The organism is Natrialba sp. INN-245 (genome assembly GCF_009807105.1).
Taxonomy (GTDB): Archaea; Halobacteriota; Halobacteria; order Halobacteriales; family Natrialbaceae; genus Natrarchaeobius; species Natrarchaeobius swarupiae.
Genome location: NZ_WUBV01000026.1, coordinates 99254 through 118256 on the forward strand (window position 1 = coordinate 99254; position 19003 = coordinate 118256).

The 19003-nt window shown below is 61.0% G+C and carries 18 protein-coding genes; 9 read left to right on the forward strand and 9 right to left on the reverse strand.

Going from position 1 to position 19003, the window contains the following annotated elements; genetic code table 11:
- Positions 1-101: 101 nt before the first annotated feature.
- Entirely contained in the window at positions 102-344 is a 243-nt protein-coding gene (locus GRS80_RS08960) for a hypothetical protein (protein WP_160047238.1), read from the reverse strand.
- A gap of 144 nt (positions 345-488) precedes the next feature.
- Between GRS80_RS08960 and GRS80_RS08965 the strand changes: the two genes are divergently transcribed.
- A complete protein-coding gene (locus tag GRS80_RS08965) occupies positions 489-1589 on the forward strand; it encodes a Gfo/Idh/MocA family oxidoreductase (protein ID WP_200840355.1) in 1101 nt (366 codons plus the stop codon).
- Between the two features lie 171 nt (positions 1590-1760).
- Here the strand turns inward: GRS80_RS08965 and GRS80_RS08970 are convergent, their stop codons facing one another.
- A complete protein-coding gene (locus tag GRS80_RS08970; protein ID WP_160047239.1) occupies positions 1761-2501 on the reverse strand; it encodes a sugar phosphate isomerase/epimerase in 741 nt (246 codons plus the stop codon).
- A gap of 92 nt (positions 2502-2593) precedes the next feature.
- The gene (locus GRS80_RS08975; RefSeq protein ID WP_160047240.1) at positions 2594-3475 is read right to left on the reverse strand and encodes an NAD(P)-dependent oxidoreductase; all 882 of its coding nucleotides are present in this window, start codon (positions 3473-3475) and stop codon (positions 2594-2596) included.
- 100 nt (positions 3476-3575) lie between these two features.
- On the opposite strand from GRS80_RS08975, the gene GRS80_RS08980 reads away from it, so the two are divergent.
- On the forward strand, positions 3576-4541 hold the full coding sequence (locus tag GRS80_RS08980; protein ID WP_343161516.1) for a mannonate dehydratase: 966 nt from the start codon (positions 3576-3578) through the stop codon (positions 4539-4541).
- 204 nt (positions 4542-4745) lie between these two features.
- On the opposite strand, the gene GRS80_RS08985 is transcribed toward GRS80_RS08980, so the two are convergent.
- The 3 genes from GRS80_RS08985 to GRS80_RS08995 form a co-directional block, all read right to left on the reverse strand.
- Positions 4746-5684: a glycoside hydrolase family 2 protein gene (locus GRS80_RS08985; RefSeq protein ID WP_160047241.1), complete on the reverse strand. Its 939-nt coding sequence runs from the start codon at positions 5682-5684 to the stop codon at positions 4746-4748.
- Positions 5685-6296: 612 nt separating this feature from the next.
- Positions 6297-7376 (reverse strand): TrmB family transcriptional regulator, encoded by a 1080-nt coding sequence (locus tag GRS80_RS08990; protein ID WP_160047242.1) that lies wholly within the window; start codon positions 7374-7376, stop codon positions 6297-6299.
- Between the two features lie 82 nt (positions 7377-7458).
- On the reverse strand, positions 7459-9681 hold the full coding sequence (locus tag GRS80_RS08995; RefSeq protein ID WP_200840356.1) for a glycoside hydrolase family 3 N-terminal domain-containing protein: 2223 nt from the start codon (positions 9679-9681) through the stop codon (positions 7459-7461).
- 280 nt (positions 9682-9961) lie between these two features.
- Between GRS80_RS08995 and GRS80_RS09000 the strand changes: the two genes are divergently transcribed.
- The 4 genes from GRS80_RS09000 to GRS80_RS09015 all read left to right on the forward strand — a co-directional run bounded on the left by GRS80_RS09000 (position 9962) and on the right by GRS80_RS09015 (position 14482).
- Positions 9962-11275: an extracellular solute-binding protein gene (locus tag GRS80_RS09000; RefSeq protein ID WP_160047243.1), complete on the forward strand. Its 1314-nt coding sequence runs from the start codon at positions 9962-9964 to the stop codon at positions 11273-11275.
- 149 nt (positions 11276-11424) lie between these two features.
- Positions 11425-12282: a sugar ABC transporter permease gene (locus tag GRS80_RS09005; protein ID WP_200840357.1), complete on the forward strand. Its 858-nt coding sequence runs from the start codon at positions 11425-11427 to the stop codon at positions 12280-12282.
- Positions 12282-13121 (forward strand): carbohydrate ABC transporter permease, encoded by an 840-nt coding sequence (locus GRS80_RS09010; RefSeq protein WP_160047244.1) that lies wholly within the window; start codon positions 12282-12284, stop codon positions 13119-13121. The genes GRS80_RS09005 and GRS80_RS09010 overlap by 1 nt, the downstream gene beginning before the upstream one ends.
- Before the next feature lie 209 nt (positions 13122-13330).
- Positions 13331-14482 carry an ABC transporter ATP-binding protein gene (locus GRS80_RS09015; RefSeq protein ID WP_160047245.1) on the forward strand — a complete coding sequence of 384 codons (1152 nt, stop codon included), beginning with the start codon at positions 13331-13333 and terminating at the stop codon, positions 14480-14482.
- Between the two features lie 37 nt (positions 14483-14519).
- Here GRS80_RS09015 and GRS80_RS09020 read toward each other — a convergent pair whose 3' ends face one another.
- Complete coding sequence (locus GRS80_RS09020; protein ID WP_160047246.1) at positions 14520-15176, reverse strand: ThuA domain-containing protein; 657 nt, start codon at positions 15174-15176, stop codon at positions 14520-14522.
- A 171-nt stretch (positions 15177-15347) separates the two neighbouring features.
- Here GRS80_RS09020 and GRS80_RS09025 point away from each other — a divergent pair, with 171 nt between their 5' ends.
- From GRS80_RS09025 to GRS80_RS09035, 3 genes are all read left to right on the forward strand, one after another.
- Positions 15348-15521, forward strand: coding sequence for a hypothetical protein (locus tag GRS80_RS09025; protein ID WP_160047247.1), 174 nt, complete (start codon positions 15348-15350; stop codon positions 15519-15521).
- Positions 15522-15593: 72 nt separating this feature from the next.
- Entirely contained in the window at positions 15594-16721 is a 1128-nt protein-coding gene (pdhA, locus tag GRS80_RS09030) for a pyruvate dehydrogenase (acetyl-transferring) E1 component subunit alpha (protein WP_160047249.1), read from the forward strand.
- A gap of 71 nt (positions 16722-16792) precedes the next feature.
- Positions 16793-17281 carry a hypothetical protein gene (locus GRS80_RS09035; RefSeq protein WP_160047250.1) on the forward strand — a complete coding sequence of 163 codons (489 nt, stop codon included), beginning with the start codon at positions 16793-16795 and terminating at the stop codon, positions 17279-17281.
- A 6-nt stretch (positions 17282-17287) separates the two neighbouring features.
- Here GRS80_RS09035 and GRS80_RS09040 read toward each other — a convergent pair whose 3' ends face one another.
- Positions 17288-18109: a fumarylacetoacetate hydrolase family protein gene (locus tag GRS80_RS09040; RefSeq protein WP_160047251.1), complete on the reverse strand. Its 822-nt coding sequence runs from the start codon at positions 18107-18109 to the stop codon at positions 17288-17290.
- 28 nt (positions 18110-18137) lie between these two features.
- Positions 18138-18926: an SDR family oxidoreductase gene (locus GRS80_RS09045; protein WP_160047252.1), complete on the reverse strand. Its 789-nt coding sequence runs from the start codon at positions 18924-18926 to the stop codon at positions 18138-18140.
- Positions 18927-19003: the final 77 nt, after the last annotated feature.

Sequence of the window (19003 nt, forward strand, 5' to 3'; positions counted from 1 at the left end):
ACCGTTGTCCGATAGTATAAGCTGTTCGCCCGACCACGTGCAGCCTCTCGCGTTCGATCGGGCTTGCGTCCGACCGGCACCGTCTCGGAACGGCGACCGTCTCACGACTGGTCGTTCGTCATCGCTCCACATCGCCAGACGCAGTAGCTGATCGCGACGATCGTCGCGACGAGAATCGCGATCGTCACGATCGAGATAACGTAGGCGTCCGTCTGCTGATCGCCCATCGCCATCGCGATCACCGTCAACACCAAAAGCACCGTCGTAAACAGCAAAAGTAGGTGGAGAAACGGCCGGTACTCACAGAGGACGTCCCAGAACCGTTCTCTCGGCGACATACTCATCGGATCGCCGACCTCCGCCCCGTCCACGTCGTCTCGAGCATGTTCGTTCTGGGTCGCTATACTCGCATAAAGGTTTGTGACCAGGAGGATCGATGTCCAACCGAAAGCACTATTTTCGGCGTTACGAAATGATATCGAAGACGAATGAGCGAGTATACAGTAGCTATCATCGGTACGGGGCCGGATCCGTCGAATCCGACGGTCGACGGCTTCGCGATGGGGTATCGCCACGCGGAAGCGTATCGAAATCACGATCGGTGCCGCGTCGTCGCGTGTGCAGACGTCGTTCCCGAGAACGGCGACGCGTTCGCCGACGCGTTCGACGTGCCCGCGGAGAACGTCTTCGAGGAGTACGAGCGGATGCTCGAGGCGGTCGGTCCGGATATCGTCAGCATCGCCGTTCCGCCCGCGATCCACGAGGCGATCGTCGTCGGCTGTGCAAAACACGACGCAGTCCGGGCGATCAACTGCGAGAAACCGATGGCCCACACCTGGGCGAGCGCCCAGCGGATGGTCCAGGCCTGCTGGCGGTACGACACTCAACTAACGTTCAACCGACAGCGGCGGTTCGCGAAGCCGTTCACCGAAGCCAACCGTCTCCTGGAGGAAGGCGAGATTGGCGACCTCTCCCGGATCGAGATCGGCTGGGGTGACTTTTACGATACGGGCGCCCACTCGGTCGATCTCGCGGGCATGTTCGCTGGCGACCGCCCCGCCGAGTGGGTTATCGCACAACTCGACTATCGGGAAGAGGACGTGCGATTCGGCGCGCATCAGGAAAACCAGATGTGGGCACAGTGGGCGTACGACAACGGCGTCCACGCCGTCTCGAGTACCGGCAGGCGGACCGAACTGATCGACAGCGCGTTCGTCCTGCGCGGTACCGAAGGCACCGTTCGGATCGACGTCGACGGCGGACCGATGCTCGAACTCGAGTGCGGCGGCCAGCGCGAGGCGATCGACGTCGACGGCGAGAACATCCACAACGCGGGCTCGGAACCGGCCAATCGACTCGGATCGTTCTTCCACGACCGACTCGTCGAACATCTGGTAGACTCGCTTGATTCCGGCGACGAGCCGGTCCTCAGCGGTCGGATCGGATTGAACACGGCCGAAATCCTCTTTGCGGGATACGAGTCGGTCCGCCGGCGCGGCCGGGTCGACCTCCCGCTCGAGATCGACGACAACCCCTTCGAGGAGATGATCGAATCGGGTGCGCTCTCGCCCGAGCCCACAGACGACTGATACGGATTGCTGTCCCTGTGTCCCGCCGCTCCCGCAAAGCGGGTCCCGGACACGGCGGTACTGACGGACAGTAAACCGTATGACAGCCGTCGCCTCCCTACCGGCGAACCGACGGGCGACCGCGACCCTCGGTCCGCTTCGAACATCTCTGCTCTTCGCTCGCGGCTCGACTCACCTGAAAGAGTCGAGCGTCTCGGCACCGTGGGCGAGTGACTCCCGGGGTGTGTCGGGCTCGTCGTGCTCGTAGACGTACCACTCGACGTCGGCACGTCGGACCGCCTCGAGTGCGGCCTCGACGTCGAGGTCGCCGTCGCCGAGTTCGACACAGGCCATCGTCTCGGCGTCGGCGTCAGCGAAGTGAGCATAGGAGATCCGATCGGCGTGTTCGTCGACGACCTCGACGGGGTCGGCCCCGGCCGCACGCGCCCAGCCGAGGTCAATTTCGAAGCCGACAGTCGGCGCTCGCGCGAGCAGTTCGTCCATCGCAGTTCCCTCGCCGAGGCTGACGAACTCCTGGTCGTGGTTGTGATAGTGGAGGTCGAACCCGTCCTCGGCGAGATCGGTGGCGACCCGCTCGAGACGACCGGCCGTGTCCGCGACCGCATCTTCGGAGGCGAACTGTTCAGGATCGAGCCACGGCACGACGAGCGTCTCACAGCCCAGCGTCTCGTACAGTTCCGTCATTGCCTCGTATTCCTCCGCTAGGGCCTCGAGTCCGACGTGGGCCGCCACCGACTCGAGGCCGTTGCGCTCGAGCGCCTCGAGGACGGCATCGACGTCGACGTCGTCGGATCCGACGCGGTGGGCGAACTCCACACCGTCAAAGCTGGTGTCGCCGACGAGGTCGAGAACCTCGGGGAGCGAGGCGTCGATGTCACGAAGCGAGTACAACTGAATCGCGGTCTGAACCATACCTCGAAAACGGGTACCGGTGGTGATAAACCTGGTGAGTGTCGTCGGCCGCTCGGCAAACACCCGGATGACGCCGTCGACTCTCCGTCTCGTTACAGCTCCCGCCAACTTCGCTCGGGCGTCCAGCCCAGTCGTTCCTCGGCTTTATCGACGCTGATGAGGGTTTCGTGGCCCTCGAGGGGTGATTCGATCGACGCGTCGGGGAAGTACTCCTCGGCCAGTCGCTCGGAGGAAACGTCGGCCGAGGTGTCTGTGGCGACCGCCCAGAAGGTCTCGTGACCGTCGAACTCGCCCTCGGCGGCGAGTCGAGCGATCGACGCCGCGTCGTCGATGTGAAGATACGAGAAGACGACGTCGCGGGTCGTGTGGTGCCAGGCGTCCTCGAGTCCCGCGAGTGAGCGGTCCGCTTCGGCGAACTCTTCGCGGAGTTCGTCGTCGGTGGCGACCCACGGATACCGAAGCGACGAGATGGTCGGGGCGTCGGGAAGGCGGCCGAAGCCGTCGGCGGTGACCTCCATTGTGTGCTTGCTCGTCGCGTAGGGATCTCGCGGGGTCAGCGGGTGATCCTCGTCGACGGGGAGATACCGGACGTCGGTCGGAGCCCCCTGGTAGGCTGCGCCCATCGCGTTGATGCTCGAGGGGAGAACGACCGACTCGAGACCGAGTTCGTGGCCCGCCTCGAGGACGTGGTAGGCCGACATCACGTTGCTCTCGTACGTTCGGAATCCGGGGTGGTTCGTCGGTCCCGGAATCGTTCCCATGTGAACGACTGCGTCGGCATCGCTGCGGGCGATCGAACCGTACGTCTCGCCCGCATCGAGCAGGTCCGTCGAGCGGAACTCGTCGGAGACGTCCTCCCGGCGTTTCCCTCGTGCGATGTTTACCGTCTCGTACCCGTGCTCGGCGAACTCCGCGAGGATCGCTTCGCCGATCTTCCCGTTTCCGCCGGTGACCGCGATGCGTTCGAGTGGCATGGCTCGAGGTTCGGCCGTTCGAAAGGAATAGCTATCGATCCTGCAGACGTGTGTTCAGCTTCGCGACGCAACGAAGAAAAGCATAAGAGACGACGGGGTAATTCTCGAGTCACAACGATGGACATCGCACTCGTACTCCCCCCCCGAACCCGACGAACGGTGGAAACTCGCGAAACAGGCCGGCGTCGACCACGCCGTCTTTCACTCCCTCGAGATCGGTGACGGGAGCCGCCCCTCGAGTTACGACGAACTCATGCCGTTGATTTCCCGGTATCGCGACCACGGGATCGAACCCGCCGCGTTCGAAGGGAGCGTCCCGGTGACGGACAAGACGCGACTCGCACTCGAGGGCCGAGACGAGGAGATCGAAGAGTTCTGTACCTTGCTTCGAAATCTCGGCGAACTCGGCGTCGAGGTCGTCTGTTACGACTGGATGGCCGGACTCCGGTGGGCCCGGACGTCGACGACGACGCCCGCCCGCGGCGGCTCACTGACGACCTCCTACGACGACGACCTGATGCGTCGGGGTCCGACGCCGGCCGCGGCCGAGACGACGACTGCCGAGGATCTCTGGGAGAACCTCGAGTACTTCCTCGAGCGCGTCGTTCCCGTCGCCGAGGAGGCGGGCGTCAAACTCGGTCTCCACCCGGACGACCCACCGTGCGAGGAGGTTCGAGGCATGCCCAGGATCATCAACAGCGTGGAGGCGTACGACCGTGTGCTCGATATCGTCGACTCGCCGTACAACGGCCTGACGTTCTGTCAGGGGAACTTCGCGGCGATGGGCGTCGACGTGCCGGAGACGATCCGTCACTTCGGCGACCGGATCACCTTCGTTCACTTCCGCGACGTCGACGGCGACGGCGACGCCTTCGTCGAGACGTGGCACGACGAGGGGCCGACCGACATGCAGGCCGCCATCGACGCCTACCGCGAGGTCGGCTTCGACGGCCCCATCCGACCCGACCACGTCCCCACGATGGAAGGCGAGGATAACTCGATCCCCGGCTACCACATCACCGGCAAGATCTTCGCCGTCGGATACATAAAGGGCCTGCTCGAGTAACGACCGGTCGGGACCGCCAGCAGATACGTTCTCCACAGTGGATCCGAGCCAGCGACGACCTCGTTCTGCCCGATTGATCTATAAATTTAGTGAATAATATAACTGTTTTGCCATTGGTTGATATCCGACTGAGTGGTGTGAAAGGCCGGACAGAGGTCCCATAAAAATGTAGAATCGCTATTATGTACCGGTACAAAAGACACTTCACGTAGGTATTTCGATCCACCGTCGCACGCTCCTCGACCGATCAGTCATGTCACTCGTTTCGGCAGCGACCGCGATAGCCTCTCGAGGATGTCGTCCGAGGTTCTCGTTACCCCAGATCGGTGGCCTCGTCGCCACCGTTCGGTTCAATCGTACTCGGTTGAGGTCGGTGCGTTCCGTAATCCGTTGTTGCCCACGTCCGAACGGAATCGCCGTTTCTCCGTGGGAGGCGTCGTCGATAGTTACAGGAAACGGTCGGACACGACCTGCAGATAACCCACGCGATCCGTGCTCGCGCTCAGTACGTCGATTCAAGGCTTCGAACCGACACCGCCTCCTCGAGTTCGCTCTCGCTGGCCGCTCCCTGGAAGGAGAGTCGAACGGGCTTCCGGGGGTGGGGTGGACGTAGTTATCAGAGAAGTGCCCCGAGAGCAGCGAGTCGTCGACGGCGAGGAACAGCGCCGCGTCGGTGGTCTCGAGAACGACGTCGGTACCCTCGACGTCGACGGTGATCTCGGGTTCTGGCAGTTCGAGGTGTTTGACCGACTCGAAGAAGGCGAAGTCGGGGTAGCTCTCGACGTCGTCGACCGGGTGGAACTCGGTTCTGACGAACACCGACTCGGGGGGGACGTCGCCGAACGCGTCGTCCGGAACCACCGTCACGGCGCGACTCGCCTGAGTATCGATCGAGATTGATTCTTTGCGGGAGAACACCCGTTCACCATCGAACGTGTAGGCGTCGATCGCTTCTTCGAAGAGAGTCGATGGGTGTTCGACGGTTTCCGCGCCGAACTGATCTTCGAACTCTGTGCGGATAGTTGGGTCCGCGTCGGTACCGACCAGGTCGTGTCCCAGTTCCCTGAGCGCCTGCGTGTGATTCGTCCCGTGGGTCCCTAACCCGACGATCCCGATCGTCAGCTGATGACGATTTGCACTCATACTACTTATATGTACGCACCGGAATAAACACGCACCCCCCGACCGCACTGAGCGGGAGGATTGGCTGTGATCGACGATACACTGGATGATTTACAATAGTACAGATTTAAAGCACACGGGTCTCGTCAAACGTCCTTGGTGGATGAGATGTCGACCGGCAGATTACGGACATACTTTTGTAAATTTGTGTTCGGGGAAACATTCGATAGTTGATTTAATCAATAGGAAATAGTATTTTAGAAGTATAATCACTAGTGTGGCTCATTGTGGTTATACTGGCTTATAACGTCTTGTATCTGTACTTTGTGTCAATACCACCCATCTATGGTATTGATAAGAACATATCTTTTTTAGGTTATTTTGGAGACTACATGATGGATAGACAATATTTTTGGGTGCTTCAAGTCCGGTGTTTTCACAGATTTTGTCCGTATATAATCTCCTACCATCTCCACTATATAATATCCATTCATCCGGGTTCCGTCGAATACCGGGATTGGCGAGCCGATCTCTCCCTTCGGCGTGGTCAAGACGGACGACTACACCGAACACGAAGTCCTGGAAACGAATTGACCGCGGCCCGCAGAACGAAATCGATCGAACGAGATCGGGTTATTCGGTCAAGCGATGGGGGAGGGTGATGTTCTCGAGGGTAATCACCTTCGCAGCGAGGTCTTCGAACACCGCACCCCACCCGCCGATGGTGTACGTCCCCTCCGACGTCGTGACGGCCATCGCCGCCTTGCCGCCGAGGCGTTCGTACGTCGGCAACTCGTTGCGGTACCGGCCCGGATAGACGACCTCGGTGATGGTCCCGGAAATCGTTCGGTCCTCGCCCGTCTCGGGAACGATTCCCTCGACGCTAATCTCGAGAGTCGTTCCCTCCAGAAAGAGCGGCCCGATGTCGCGGATGAACCCCTGAATACTCACGTACGACGTCGGTGGATCGTGGCGCGGGAGGATCGGCTCCCAGATCGCCCACTGACAGATCTGGAAGAACCAGTGAAAGATAAACGAGAGGAGCGGATCGTCGAAGACGAGCCCGAACGGTTCGCTGGGTCGCATATTTGGCGTATAACACGTCTTCGTGTGATCGATAACGGCGACGAACGGCCCGGGAATGTAACACGCCCGCACCTCCGAGGCGTACGGCTCCAGATTCTCTTCGAACAGCTCGCTGGGATCGTTCGGGCAGTAGACGACGATCTTGATGACAACTCCCCGTTCTTTAGCGGCCTTCAGGTTGGGTTTCAACCGCTCGAACTGTTCGATCTGGCACGCGACTTCGATGCCGATCTCGGCCTCGTCGATCTGTTCTTTGGCACGTCTCACGACCGTATCCTCGCTTTTGAACACGGTCATGTAGTGGTCGCTCATCTCCGGCCGTTGCCAGCGCTCTTCGATCTCGTCGGCCGCCTCGACCAGCAGCGATCCGCGCTCGCGCAGATCCTCCAGGACGTGTTCGGGATCGACCGGGCGTGCGTGGAGCGTATCCTGCTCGAGCGTCTCGATGTACCCCTTGTCCTCGAGGGCACGAAGCACGTCGTAGATCTGTGAGGACGGGATCGAGGAGTTGTTCGCGACTTCCGTCACGGAGGCCATACCACGATCCAACAGGGTCAGATAGGCGTCGGTCTGATAGGAGGTCAACCCCCCTTCTTCGAGCGCCGTGCGAAGCCTGCTTCGATCCATGGGCTACCATCTGTGGTGGTAGTTAGATAATGGTTCGCTTCGCCGGCGGAGTCTTATACGTCCTCGGGGTGTCGGCGGAGGCTTATGCGTCCTCGGGCAACTCGACGGTCTCGGAGTGGGCGTCGACGTCGATTCGGTACGGACCCGGCTCGAGGACGGTGCCGACGTTCGGGACGTGGTACTCGAAGGCGGCCGTCGGTAGCTCGACGGTCGCCCTCACGGTCTCACCCGGCTCTACGGTCACGCGGTCGAAGCCGACGAGCGAGCGGTTTGGTCGAACGCGGGACGCCTGGAGCTGGCGCGCGTAGATCTGGACGATCTCCGTTCCAGTTCGATCCCCGACGTTGGAGACGTCGACCTCGACGGTAACCGCGTCGGCGTCGGTATCGTACGCGACGGCGAGGTCGTCGGTCTCGAACGTCGTGTAGCTGAGGCCGTGGCCGAACGGATACAGCGGATCGTACGAGTCAGGGTGTTCGTGGTCGCCGATCGGAGTCGGGTGGACCAGATGGTCGAACGTCTGCGGGAGCGCATCGGTCGAACTCGGGATCGTGATCGGAAGCCGACCGCTTGGATCGTTCTCGCCGAACAGCGTCTCCGCAATCGCGACGCCGCCTTCGGTCCCCGGGAAGTACGCCATGAGGATCGCGGGGACGTGTTCGGCCATCCAGTCGACGACGAGTGGGCGGCCGGTGACGAGCACGCCGACGACCGGGGTGTCGGTTTCGTGTACTCGCTGAACGAGTTCACGCTGTGGCGCTGAGAGCCGGAGTTCGGTTCGGGTCGGCCACTCGCCGGTTTCGACGCCAGCCTGCTCGGCGGGGCCGAACTCGTGGAGGTACCACCCTTCGCCGAGTGCGAGAACCGCCACGTCGGCCGCGGCTGCCTTCTCGACGGCATCGTCGACGTCCATCGTCTCGTTGAGCGTCGTCCCCTGGGCGTGCGTGACGGTTCCGGACGTCGACGCCGAGATCGCCTCGAGGATCGTCTCCCCGGGAATACCGTCGTCGTCGTCGACGCTCCAGCCGCCGAGTTGGTGGACCATGTCGTCGGCGTTTGGGCCGCCGACGAAGACGTCCTCGTCGCCGGACAGCGGGAGGAGATCGTCGTTTTTCAGAAGCGTCATGCTGTCACGCGCCGACTGGCGTGCGACCTCGCGGTGATCGTCGTTGCCGAGCGTCTCCGTGACCGCCTCCTCGTCGACGAACGGCTCCTCGAACAGCCCGAGTTCGAACTTCAAGCGGAGCACGCGTCGAACGCTCGTATCGAGTGCATCCTCGGTCAGGTCACCGTCCTCGACCAGTTCGATCACACGATCGGCGTGCTCGATGTGGCCGACGGAGGCGATGTCGAGACCTGCCTGTCGGGCCTGTTTGACGGCGCTCGCGTGATTGTGGGCCGTCCCGTGATCCTCGAAGATGTGCCGAATGCCGTCCCAGTCGGAGACGACGTGCCCGTCGAATCCGAGTTCGTCGCGGAGCAACGACCGAAGGAGCGAGACCGAGCCGTGAGATGGCTCGCCGTTGATCGAGTTGTACGATGGCATGACAGAGCGGACGTCCTCCGAGAGTGCACGCTCGAAGGGCGCGACGAACGTGTTCCGGAGTTTGTACTCGGAGACGTCGACGGGTGCGGCGTCTTCGCCGCGTTCGGGTTCACTGTACGCCGGGAAATGTTTCGCAGTCGCGACGACGCCCTCGGGGTCGCCGACTCCCGATCCCTGATAGCCACGAACTTTCGCGGCGACCAGTTCGCCGACGAGGTGTGGGCTCTCGCCGAAGGTTTCGAACGCCCGTCCCCACCGCGGGTCGCGGGCGACGTCCGTCGTCGGGCCGTAGTTCTGGTGTGCGCCCGTCGCCCGAACTTCACCCGCCGTTACCGAGGCGGCCTTCTCGACGCCCTCGGGATCCCAGGTCGCGGCGGCACCGAGTCCGTTCGGAAAGACCGTCGCCCCGGTAATGTAGGCGTGACCGTGGACGGCATCGACGTTGAACAACAGCGGAATACCCAGTCGCGTCTCATCCATCGCGTGACGCTGGAGTTCGTTGACGATCGCGGCTGCTTCGGCGGGATCCCTCGTGATCCCGGACCCCCAGCCGAACGGAGCAGCCGCCCCGATGTGTGCCTCGGAAATCGCCGTCTTCAGATCGTCGACGTCGTTCTCGTGTCGAAAATTCCCACCCCACGTCCCGGTCACCTGACCGGCCTTCTCGGCGAGCGTCATCCGCTCTACGAGGTCGTCGACGCGAGTCTCAAGGTCGATATCACCATCTCTAAACGCGGGCGTATCCGATTCTGAACGCATTGTCGTCCATTTCGAGGCGCAATACTTATATTTTCGTACTCGACACGTCCGCCTGGAACATTGACCCCCAGTGTACACACGCGTCCGAACACGCATTCGACCATTCGAACAGGTGGTGCCGAAGCTAGATTAAAACCACAAGTTTGTCCGAGAAATTTACACCTGCCTGGTTAGGATATTGATCGTTTTAGAAATGTTTAAGTGGGTTAACCCACACAATCTTTTTCGTATGTCACGTAATGGTATGGCACCAGTGTCGCGACGACAGCTGCTGGGATCGATGGGAGCAGGAACAGTACTGATTGCCGGTTGTATCAGTACCGACGACAACGGCGGTAACGGTGGCAACGGCGGCAATGGTGGTAACGGCGGCAACGGCGGCAACGGCGGTAACGGCGAGATGGCCGACGAAATCAACGTCTGGACCCACGGCACGCTTCCTCCCGCGTGGGAGGCCGCTGCCGACGAATATACCGCGGAGAACGACGGCGTCTCGATCAACATCGAGGAACTGGGCTTCGACGAGAACATCTCCCAGTACAACACCGCCGTGGCGTCCGGCCAGGGCGCGCCCTCGATCGGTATCCAGGAGGGCCGTGACACGCCAGGGATGATCGCCCGCGGTGGCCTCGCGGATATCTCCGGAATGATGAGCGACGGCGCGGAGGACGTCTTCGTCGACTGGAAGTGGGCGCCGATCGAAGGCTTCGACGGCGACGGTATCTACGGCCTCCCGATGGACACCGCGCCGGTCGTCACCTTCTACAATCGGAGCATGTACGACCAGGCCGGTTTCGCACCCGGGGACATCGAGACCTACTACGACCTCATCGATCTAGGTGAGGAACTCGACGACGACCAGTTCATTCTCTCGTGGGCACCGGAGATGCTCGGCATCCGCTGGGAGATCTTCTACCGCCAGAAGGGCGAGCAGATCTACACCGAGGACGGTGCGCTCAACATCGACACGGACGCGACGGCCGAGATCGCGGAGGTCATGCTCGACCTCTACGAGGCCGACGTGATGGATAGAACCGACGAGTTCACCGAAAGCTGGTTCGCGGCGCTCAACGACGATCGGTACGCGACCGTCACCTCCGGCGCCTGGATGGCCGGTGCGCTGGAAGATTCCCTCGAAGGGCAGGACGGCAACTGGGGAATGCATCGCTGTCCGGCACTCCACGACGGCGACGCCCGAGCGTCGAACCACGGTGGCTCGAGCGTCGTCTTCGCGAGTCAGCTCGACGACGCTGAGATCGCACGAGCGTACGACTTCGCGGAGTTCTTCCTCACCGACACCGAGCGCTGTATGATGCTGGGAACCGAAGCTGGCGTCTTCCCCGCGAACGAGGAAACGTACAGCGACTCCTTCTGGGAGGAGCCCCAGGAGTACTTCGACGGCCAGAGCTACGAACTGATCCTCGAGGTCGCCGAAGAAGTTCCGGAGCTCCGATACCACGAAGAACACGCCGAGGTCTTAGACGAGATGGAAACGCAACTCGAAGAGGTCCTCCAGGGTAACGTAGCGCCCAACGAGATCGGTGCACAGGCCCAGGAGGCCGTCGCCGATCGTACCGGCCTCGACACCGCCTGAACAGGTATTCAATGTCAATACGAGAACACAGTAGTATACAGGCGGTTCGAACGGAGGGGCGAATCGCTCGAAATCGCGTTCGTGATTCACTCCCCTCCTTCCCGGGAGTGCCGTATCTGTACATCCTCCCATTCTTCATATTTTTTGCAGTGTTTTTAGCGTTCCCTGTCGTCTACACGCTCTACCTCTCGTTCTTCGAGTATCACGGAGTCGGAGAGGGATTCCTGTTTGCGATCGACCTGGGTGTGTTCGCGGTCGAAGTTCCGCGCATCTCGAACGTCGAGTTCGTCGGTCTCGAGAACTATACCCGGATGGTCGGTGACGGACTGTTCTGGCTGTCGATGTGGAACACCGTCATCATCACCGTGTTCCAGATGCCGCTGATGGTCCTGGTTTCGCTTGGCGTCGCGCTCGCGCTTAACGCGTCGTTCATCAAGCTCTCGGGACTGCAGCGCACGCTGATCGCGCTTCCCGTCTCCGCGAACTTCGTCGCGTACTCGACGATCTTCCTGATGATCTTCTCCGAACAGTTCGGGCTCGCGAACTACGTTATCCAACTCGTCGGGTTCGAACCGATCGCCTGGCAGTCAGATCGCTGGTGGGCACGTGTCATGCTGGCGATCACACTCGACTGGCGCTGGATGGGGTACAACATGTTGATCCTCTTTGCAGGCTTACAGAACATCCCCGGCCGGCTCTACGAGGCGGCCGAAATCGACGGCGCGAGTGCTTGGCAGAAGTTCCGGTACGTGACCGTGCCACAGCTCAAACCGATGTTGCTGTTCGTGATCGTCCTCTCGACGGTCGGCTCGATGCAGCTGTTCTCTGAGCCGTTCATCATTACCGAGGGTGGTCCGAGCAACTCGACGATCACGATCCTCTACTACATCTACGATCAGGCGTTCGTCTACTTCAACCTCGGTTACGCCAGCGCGCTCACGTACGTACTCGTCGGCGTCGTCACGGCACTGTCGATCATCGAGATGAAAATTGGAGGTGAAGACTAATGTCGGTCGCATCCAAGAAACCGGATCTGCCGGTTCAGTTCGGCGTCTACATCTCGCTTCTGATCGTCATCGTGTTGACGCTCGTCCCGTTTTACTGGATGATCGTCGGCGCGACATTGCCACAGGATCAGTTCTTCACGTACCCGCCGCGGTTCCTCCCTGGAACCCACTTCTTCGAGAACCTCGCGGATCTCCGCGATCGGTTCCCGTATCTGCTGTCGATCTGGAACAGCATCTTCGTCGCGACGGTGTACACCGTCCTCTCGCTGTTCCTCTGCTCGCTCGCGGGCTTCGCGTTCGCGAAATACGAGTTCGCTTACAAGGAGTACCTCTTCTACTTCATCCTGGCGACGGTCGTGTTGCCGGTCCAGATTATGATTATTCCGCTGTTCCTCCTGATGGCGAACTTCGGTCTGCTCGATACACACATCGCGCTCATCCTGCCGTTCGCGGCGAACCCGGTCGGTATCTTCCTCATGCGCCAGAGCATGAAGTCGATTCCCGACTCGTGGCTCGACTCCGCGCGGATCGACGGCGCCTCCGAGTTCCAACTCTACTATCGGATCGCGTTGCCGTCGGTAAAACCGGCGCTGGCCGCACTCTCGGTCATCCTCTTTCTGTTCCAGTGGAACGCGTTCCTCTACCCGCTGGTGGTCCTCACCAGCGAGGAACTGTTCACCATTCCGCTGGCGATCGAGCGCCTCGTCGGTCAACACCGACTCTACTTCGATCAGATCATGGTCGCTACGGCGCTCGCGATCATCCCCATCACGATACTGTTCTTGCTCCTGCAGAAGTACTTCGTGAGAGGATTCGCCGGAACCGCGTACCAGCCGTAACGGACACGCGACTCCGGACGATTTTTTGGACGTCGAACTGACTCGACCAGGGCGGGGAGTGATACGGTTTCCTGTTCACTAGTGCTTCGGCAACGGTCGACCCGTGTGCCGGGAAATCGGGACCGCAATCCGTATGAGGGTCCGATCACCGCATTCATTCGGTTGGTCTCCGGTATATTCATTATCCAGGAGACTGGATGTGTGTATAGATGACGTCGATCGAACTTGACAGTGTGAACAAGATTTACGATTCGGAGGGGGGCGAGATCTGTGCCGTCAACGACATCGACCTCGAGATCCAGGAGGGTGAGTTTCTCGTGTTCGTCGGACCGAGTGGTTGCGGGAAGACGACGACGTTGCGAATGATCGCCGGTCTCGAGGACGTCACCACCGGTACGATCGAGTTCGGAGACGAAGACGTAACTGACCTGCGCGCCCGCGACCGAGATATCGCGATGGTGTTCCAGGACTACGCGCTGTATCCCCACATGAGCGTTCGGGACAACATCGGCTTTGGACTCCGTCTCTCGACGGACATTCCCGAAAGCGAGATCGCATCGATGGTCGAAGAGACGGCCGAAATGCTCGGTATCGAGGATCTCCTTCCGAAGAAGCCGAGTGACCTCTCCGGAGGCCAACAACAACGTGTGGCGCTCGGTCGTGCGATCATTCGGGAGCCATCGGTGTTCTTACTCGACGAACCGCTCTCGAATCTCGACGCCAAACTCCGAGACAGCATGCGAAAGGAGATCATGGAACTCCAGCAACAACTCGGAATCACCTCGGTCTACGTCACCCACGACCAGACCGAGGCGATGGCGATGAGCGATCGGGTCGCCGTCCTCAACGACGGCGAACTCCAGCAGTGTGGCCCGCCGGAGGACGTCTACCGCAATCCGACCAACCAGTTCGTCGCTGGATTCCTCGGCAGTCCGAGCATGAACTTCCTCGAGGCGACGGTCTCGAGCGACGGCGATACAGTGACGTTCAACGGCGACGCGGATTTCGTCTATCATTCGGAGGCGTCGTCGATCGCGGAGGCCCTCGGCGACCGGAACCGGTGTACCGTCGGGATTCGGCCGGAGGATCTGGTGGTCGGCGCTGAAAGCGGGTTCAACGTGACGGTAACTGTGGTCGAGGCGATGGGTGACGAAAACGTGGTCTACGCCCAGGTCGGCGACGCAGAGATCAGAGCACGTGTCGACAGTCAGCACCGACTCTCGGCCGGGGACGATATCCTGCTTGGATTCGACGACGACAACGTGTATCTCTTCGACGCGGAGACGGGTGATTCGCTTCGAACGAAAGACCTGGATTCGGCCGACGAGACCGAAAAACGAATAACGAGTCCCGAACGGTGACCGGTTTCGTGCGGTGTGGAGTGTCGGAGAGCCGCTGTTAGCCGTCGGTCGCCCACGTAATCGCGTTACGCAGAAGCTGTCGAAAGCCGGAACTACGAAGCGCTTCGTCCGTGTGTCCAAGTGAGATGTAGCAGACGCGGCCGTCTCCGTCGGTCCGAACCCAGGCGACGGGGTAGTTCTTTAACTCAGAGTGTTCCATACGCGCGAGCACGTCGACGGTGGCGCCGACGTCGACCTGGTACGGTTCGTCGTAGACGTCGAAGGAATCGACGCCGGCTGTGACTGGATGATCGGAGACGATGTCCACGTGAAACTCGCTCTGGGCCGGATGGTCGAGAAACTCCCCACCGAGTAACGAGCGATGGCGTGGATCGGGTTCCGGTCGCGTGTCCACGACGTCCTCGGGGTCTGAGGGGGCCGTACTCGTTAGATCGGCCGCACAGTGGACGCCGACGTATGCGCCACCGTTCCGGACGAACGAAACCAGACCATCGATCTGTTCGGCGGTCAACTCGCTGTCGGTCATGTAATCGATCAGGACGTCGTAGTCGTCGAGTGACTCGAGTACATCTCGGTCCGTCGTGATCTCTACGTCCGCGGCGTCGCCGACTGCATCGACCAGTTCGTCACCCTTCTCGTCGATGGCGTGAAATGGAAAGGTGCGTTCCCCGATCAACAGCGCGTTCGTGGCCATACCGGTACGAATTCGTAATATATACTAAATCTTTGGATCACGATCCTTCTGGCAAACCGTTCGACCGTGAGACGGTCGTCTCGTTGACCACTAGTAATCAGATTCACATACATATCTGTAGTATTTTGGTTATTAGACGCAATTATTCCGCGAGAGGATAAAATTAGCCGTATGGGCATCTATACGGCGGTGTATTTAAATACTGGGGCGCTGGTAACAAGTCTGCGATTACCGCCAGAAATCGATATATATGGTGTTTTGAGGCTTATAATGGCTGCTTTCTTCTCTCTCCTCTACCGTGCGTCAGAAATAGCAGTATTTGAATACTATCGAGATAATGTTTGATAAGCTATCTATTTAAACGTCCGTAGTACATGCACAGCTACTGTTATGTGGAACGAGTTCGAGAGTGAAGGTATGACACCGGACGTACTCGAGGACGATCTCTTCGATCGAGCACCCGACGACAGGGTTCGGGTGCTCGACGCCGACGGAAACGTCGTCGCGCCGGAACTCGAGCCCGAACTCGAGCCGGAGACGTTGCGTTCGATGTATCGTGACATGCGCTTTGCCCGTCGGTTCGACGAGCGAGCTATCAGCCTCCAGCGACAGGGCCGGATAGGGACGTACGCCTCGCTTGCGGGTCAGGAAGGGTCCCAGATCGGATCGACGTACGCCCTCGGGGCCGACGATACGATCTCCTACCAGTACCGGGAACACGGAGCCGTCGTCGCTCGCGACCTTCCGTGGGAGTATCTGCTCTACTGGATGGGTCACGAGGACGGAAACGCCGCACTCGCCGACGTGAGTGTCTTCCCACTCAACATTTCGATCGGGAGCCATCTTCCCCATGCCGTCGGCTGGTCGTGGGCCGAAAAACTCGACGATCAGGAGAACGTCACCGTCGTCCACTTCGGCGACGGCGCGACGTCGGAGGGTGATTTCCACGAGGCGATGAACTTTGCCGGCGTCGTCGATACGCCGACGATCTTCTTTTGTAACAACAACCAGTGGGCGATCTCCGTTCCACAGGAGCGCCAGACCGCGAGCGCGACGTTCGCCCAGAAGGCCGACGCGTACGGGTTCGACGGCGTTCAGGTCGACGGGATGGACCCGCTCGCGACGTACGTCGTCACGAACGTGGCCCGGACGAAAGCGATCGATCCGGACACCGATCGGCTCCGGCCGACGCTAATCGAGGCAGTTCAGTACCGATTTGGCGCACACACGACGGCGGACGATCCGTCCGTCTACCGTGACGAAGCCGAAGTCGAAGAGTGGCGCGAGCGCGATCCGATCGCGCGATTCGAATCGTACCTGCGGGACCGGTGGATCCTCGACGACGAACTGATCGAGGAGATCGAAGCCGAAATCGAACGGACGCTGTCGTCCGTGATCGATCGAGCCGAGTCCACCGAAGCCGATCCGCGGGAGATGTTCGAGTACACGTACGAGGAACCGACCGCCAGACTCGAGGAACAGCGATCGTATCTCGAGAACCTGCGCTCGAGACACGGCGACGATGAACTGCTCGAGTACGAGTGACGGTACGGGATAAAGTCCACACCTGGACAGGTGAACAACTACCGGCGTCCCGTCCCGAGGCCCGTGTGAGCATGCAATTGGAGCAACCCGCCAGGGAGATGGGCTGGAACGGGACGGTCCCGAACGCCTTCGACAGTCGAATTCTCGGCTTCGTCGGGGTCACCGCCGCGCTCGCGGCGTCGTTGAACGTCCCGTACGGTGGAGTCGCGTTCGCCGTCGCAGCGTTCGGCGTCCTCGCGGCGATCGGCGTCGTCGTCCACGTTCTCGGCGAACGAAAGCTCCGCCGGATCACCGACGGCCTCGTCGAACGGTGGGCCAGTTCTGGTGCGGAGATCGAGGACGTAACGCGGTCTTCCGAGGGGATGCGAACCGAGTGGACGGTTCGGACACCGAACGGAACCGTTACGATCGGCGGGGTCGCGCTCGTTCCGATCGCTCGCCTCTCCGTCGAGTGGCAGGGGGTCGGCGACTCCATGGACGCAAGCGAGGCCGAGGCGGATCTCGATCAGCTCGCCGCGAGTCTGTACGAGGAGATATTCGAAATTCAAGCGGCGGCGTGACCTTCGTCACCGAACGACCGGTGCCTCGACCGAACCGATCGTTTCGACCGCCGCTCGTGCGTGGTCGCCGGGTTCGATCGGTTCGGCACCCGGCGTCCCCGTACTGAACACGTCGCCGGGTTCGAGCGTGGCGACGTTGGAGTGAAACGCGACGAGTTCTCGCGGCGGGAACAGCATGTTCCCGATCCGGTTTTCCGCCACGACCCGTTCGTTGACGACCGTCTTAACCGACAGCTCCTCGAGCGAGAGCGGCGTTTCGGGGACGGCGATCGCGGATCCGACGACGAGGAACGAATCGAAGCTCTTCGCTCGCGTCAGAAAGCGCGGGTTTCGCTGGAGGACGTCCTCGGCGGTCATATCGAGGACGGGGAGGTAGCCGGCGATTACGTCGTCGACCGCACCATCATCGAGATCCCGACACGTTCGACCGATTACGACGGCGAGTTCGGCCTCCGCCGTGACACGGTCGGTCCGTTCGACTGGCGGGAGCCGTATCGGGCCACCCGGACCGGTGGTGGCGCTCGTCGGCTTGAAGAAACTCGCGGGTGCATCCGGCCGTGCCTCGTCGAGATCCCCGGCGTGTTCGGCGTAGTTGAGGCCGATACCCCAGAGTTTGCCGAACTCGGCCAGCGGCGGGCCGAACTGGATGGACTCCCGGTCGACCGGCTCCGCCGGGGCGTCGGCGACATCGGGGAGTCCACCGTCGGCCGCGCGCGAAAGTGCCTCAATGGCCGTCGTGAGATCCGGATCCGCAGCAGAAAGCGGGACGAAGCCGTCCTCGCTCCCGAGTAGTGGACGCCCCTCGAGGGTGCGAGCGAGGTACTTCATCGGTCTCTACCGGGCGATACGAACGCACTCATAGGTTCGCCCCCGTCGTTCCGCCGTCGATTACGATGCTCTGTCCGTTGATGAATCCCGATCGGGGCGAGGAGAGGAAAGCGACGGTATCGCCCAGTTCCATCGGATCGCCGACCCGTTCCAGCGGATTGTCCGCGACGTCTTCGATCCCCTGTTCGTAGGAGTCGTGCTCGCCGCGCTCGACACCCTGCTCGACGAGTTCCTCGATCCGTGCGGTTTCGTGCGGCCCAGGGAGGACGGCATTTGCGCGCACGTCGGGTGCGAACTCCTGAGAGAGCGTCTTCTCGAGGCCGATGACGCTCATCCGAACCGAGTTCGACAACACGAGGCTGTCGATCGCCTCTTTTACACTCCGGGAGGTGATGTTGACGATCGTACCGCCCTCTCCCTCCTGCAGGTGGGGCTCGGCTTCGCGTGCGAGACGAACGACGCTCATCACGAGCAGATCGTATGCTGCATACCAATCCTCGTCGTCGGTCTCGAGAAACGGTCCCGACGGCGGTCCGCCGGCGCTCGTCACGAGGTGGTCGAGTCCCCCGAACTCGTCGACGGTCGTCTCGACGAGCGCCGCGATGTCGTCTTCGTCGGTGAGATCACCTTGCTGTGTGACCACGTCACCCGTCGCGACGTCCGCGATCTCGTCTCTCGCCGTTGCGAGCCGATCCTCGTCCCGTCCGTTGATCACGACGTCTACCCCTTCGCGGGCGAGCGCCGTCGCCGATGCCTTTCCGAGTCCGCTCGAGGATGCCGTTACCAGTGCCGCGTTTCCGTCGATCTGAAGGTCCATTTCGTCTTCGATCTGTCCAGCACAACTGAAAAAGTTGCCGTTGCGTTGACGTCCTCCACACGACTGAAGTCGTGGGA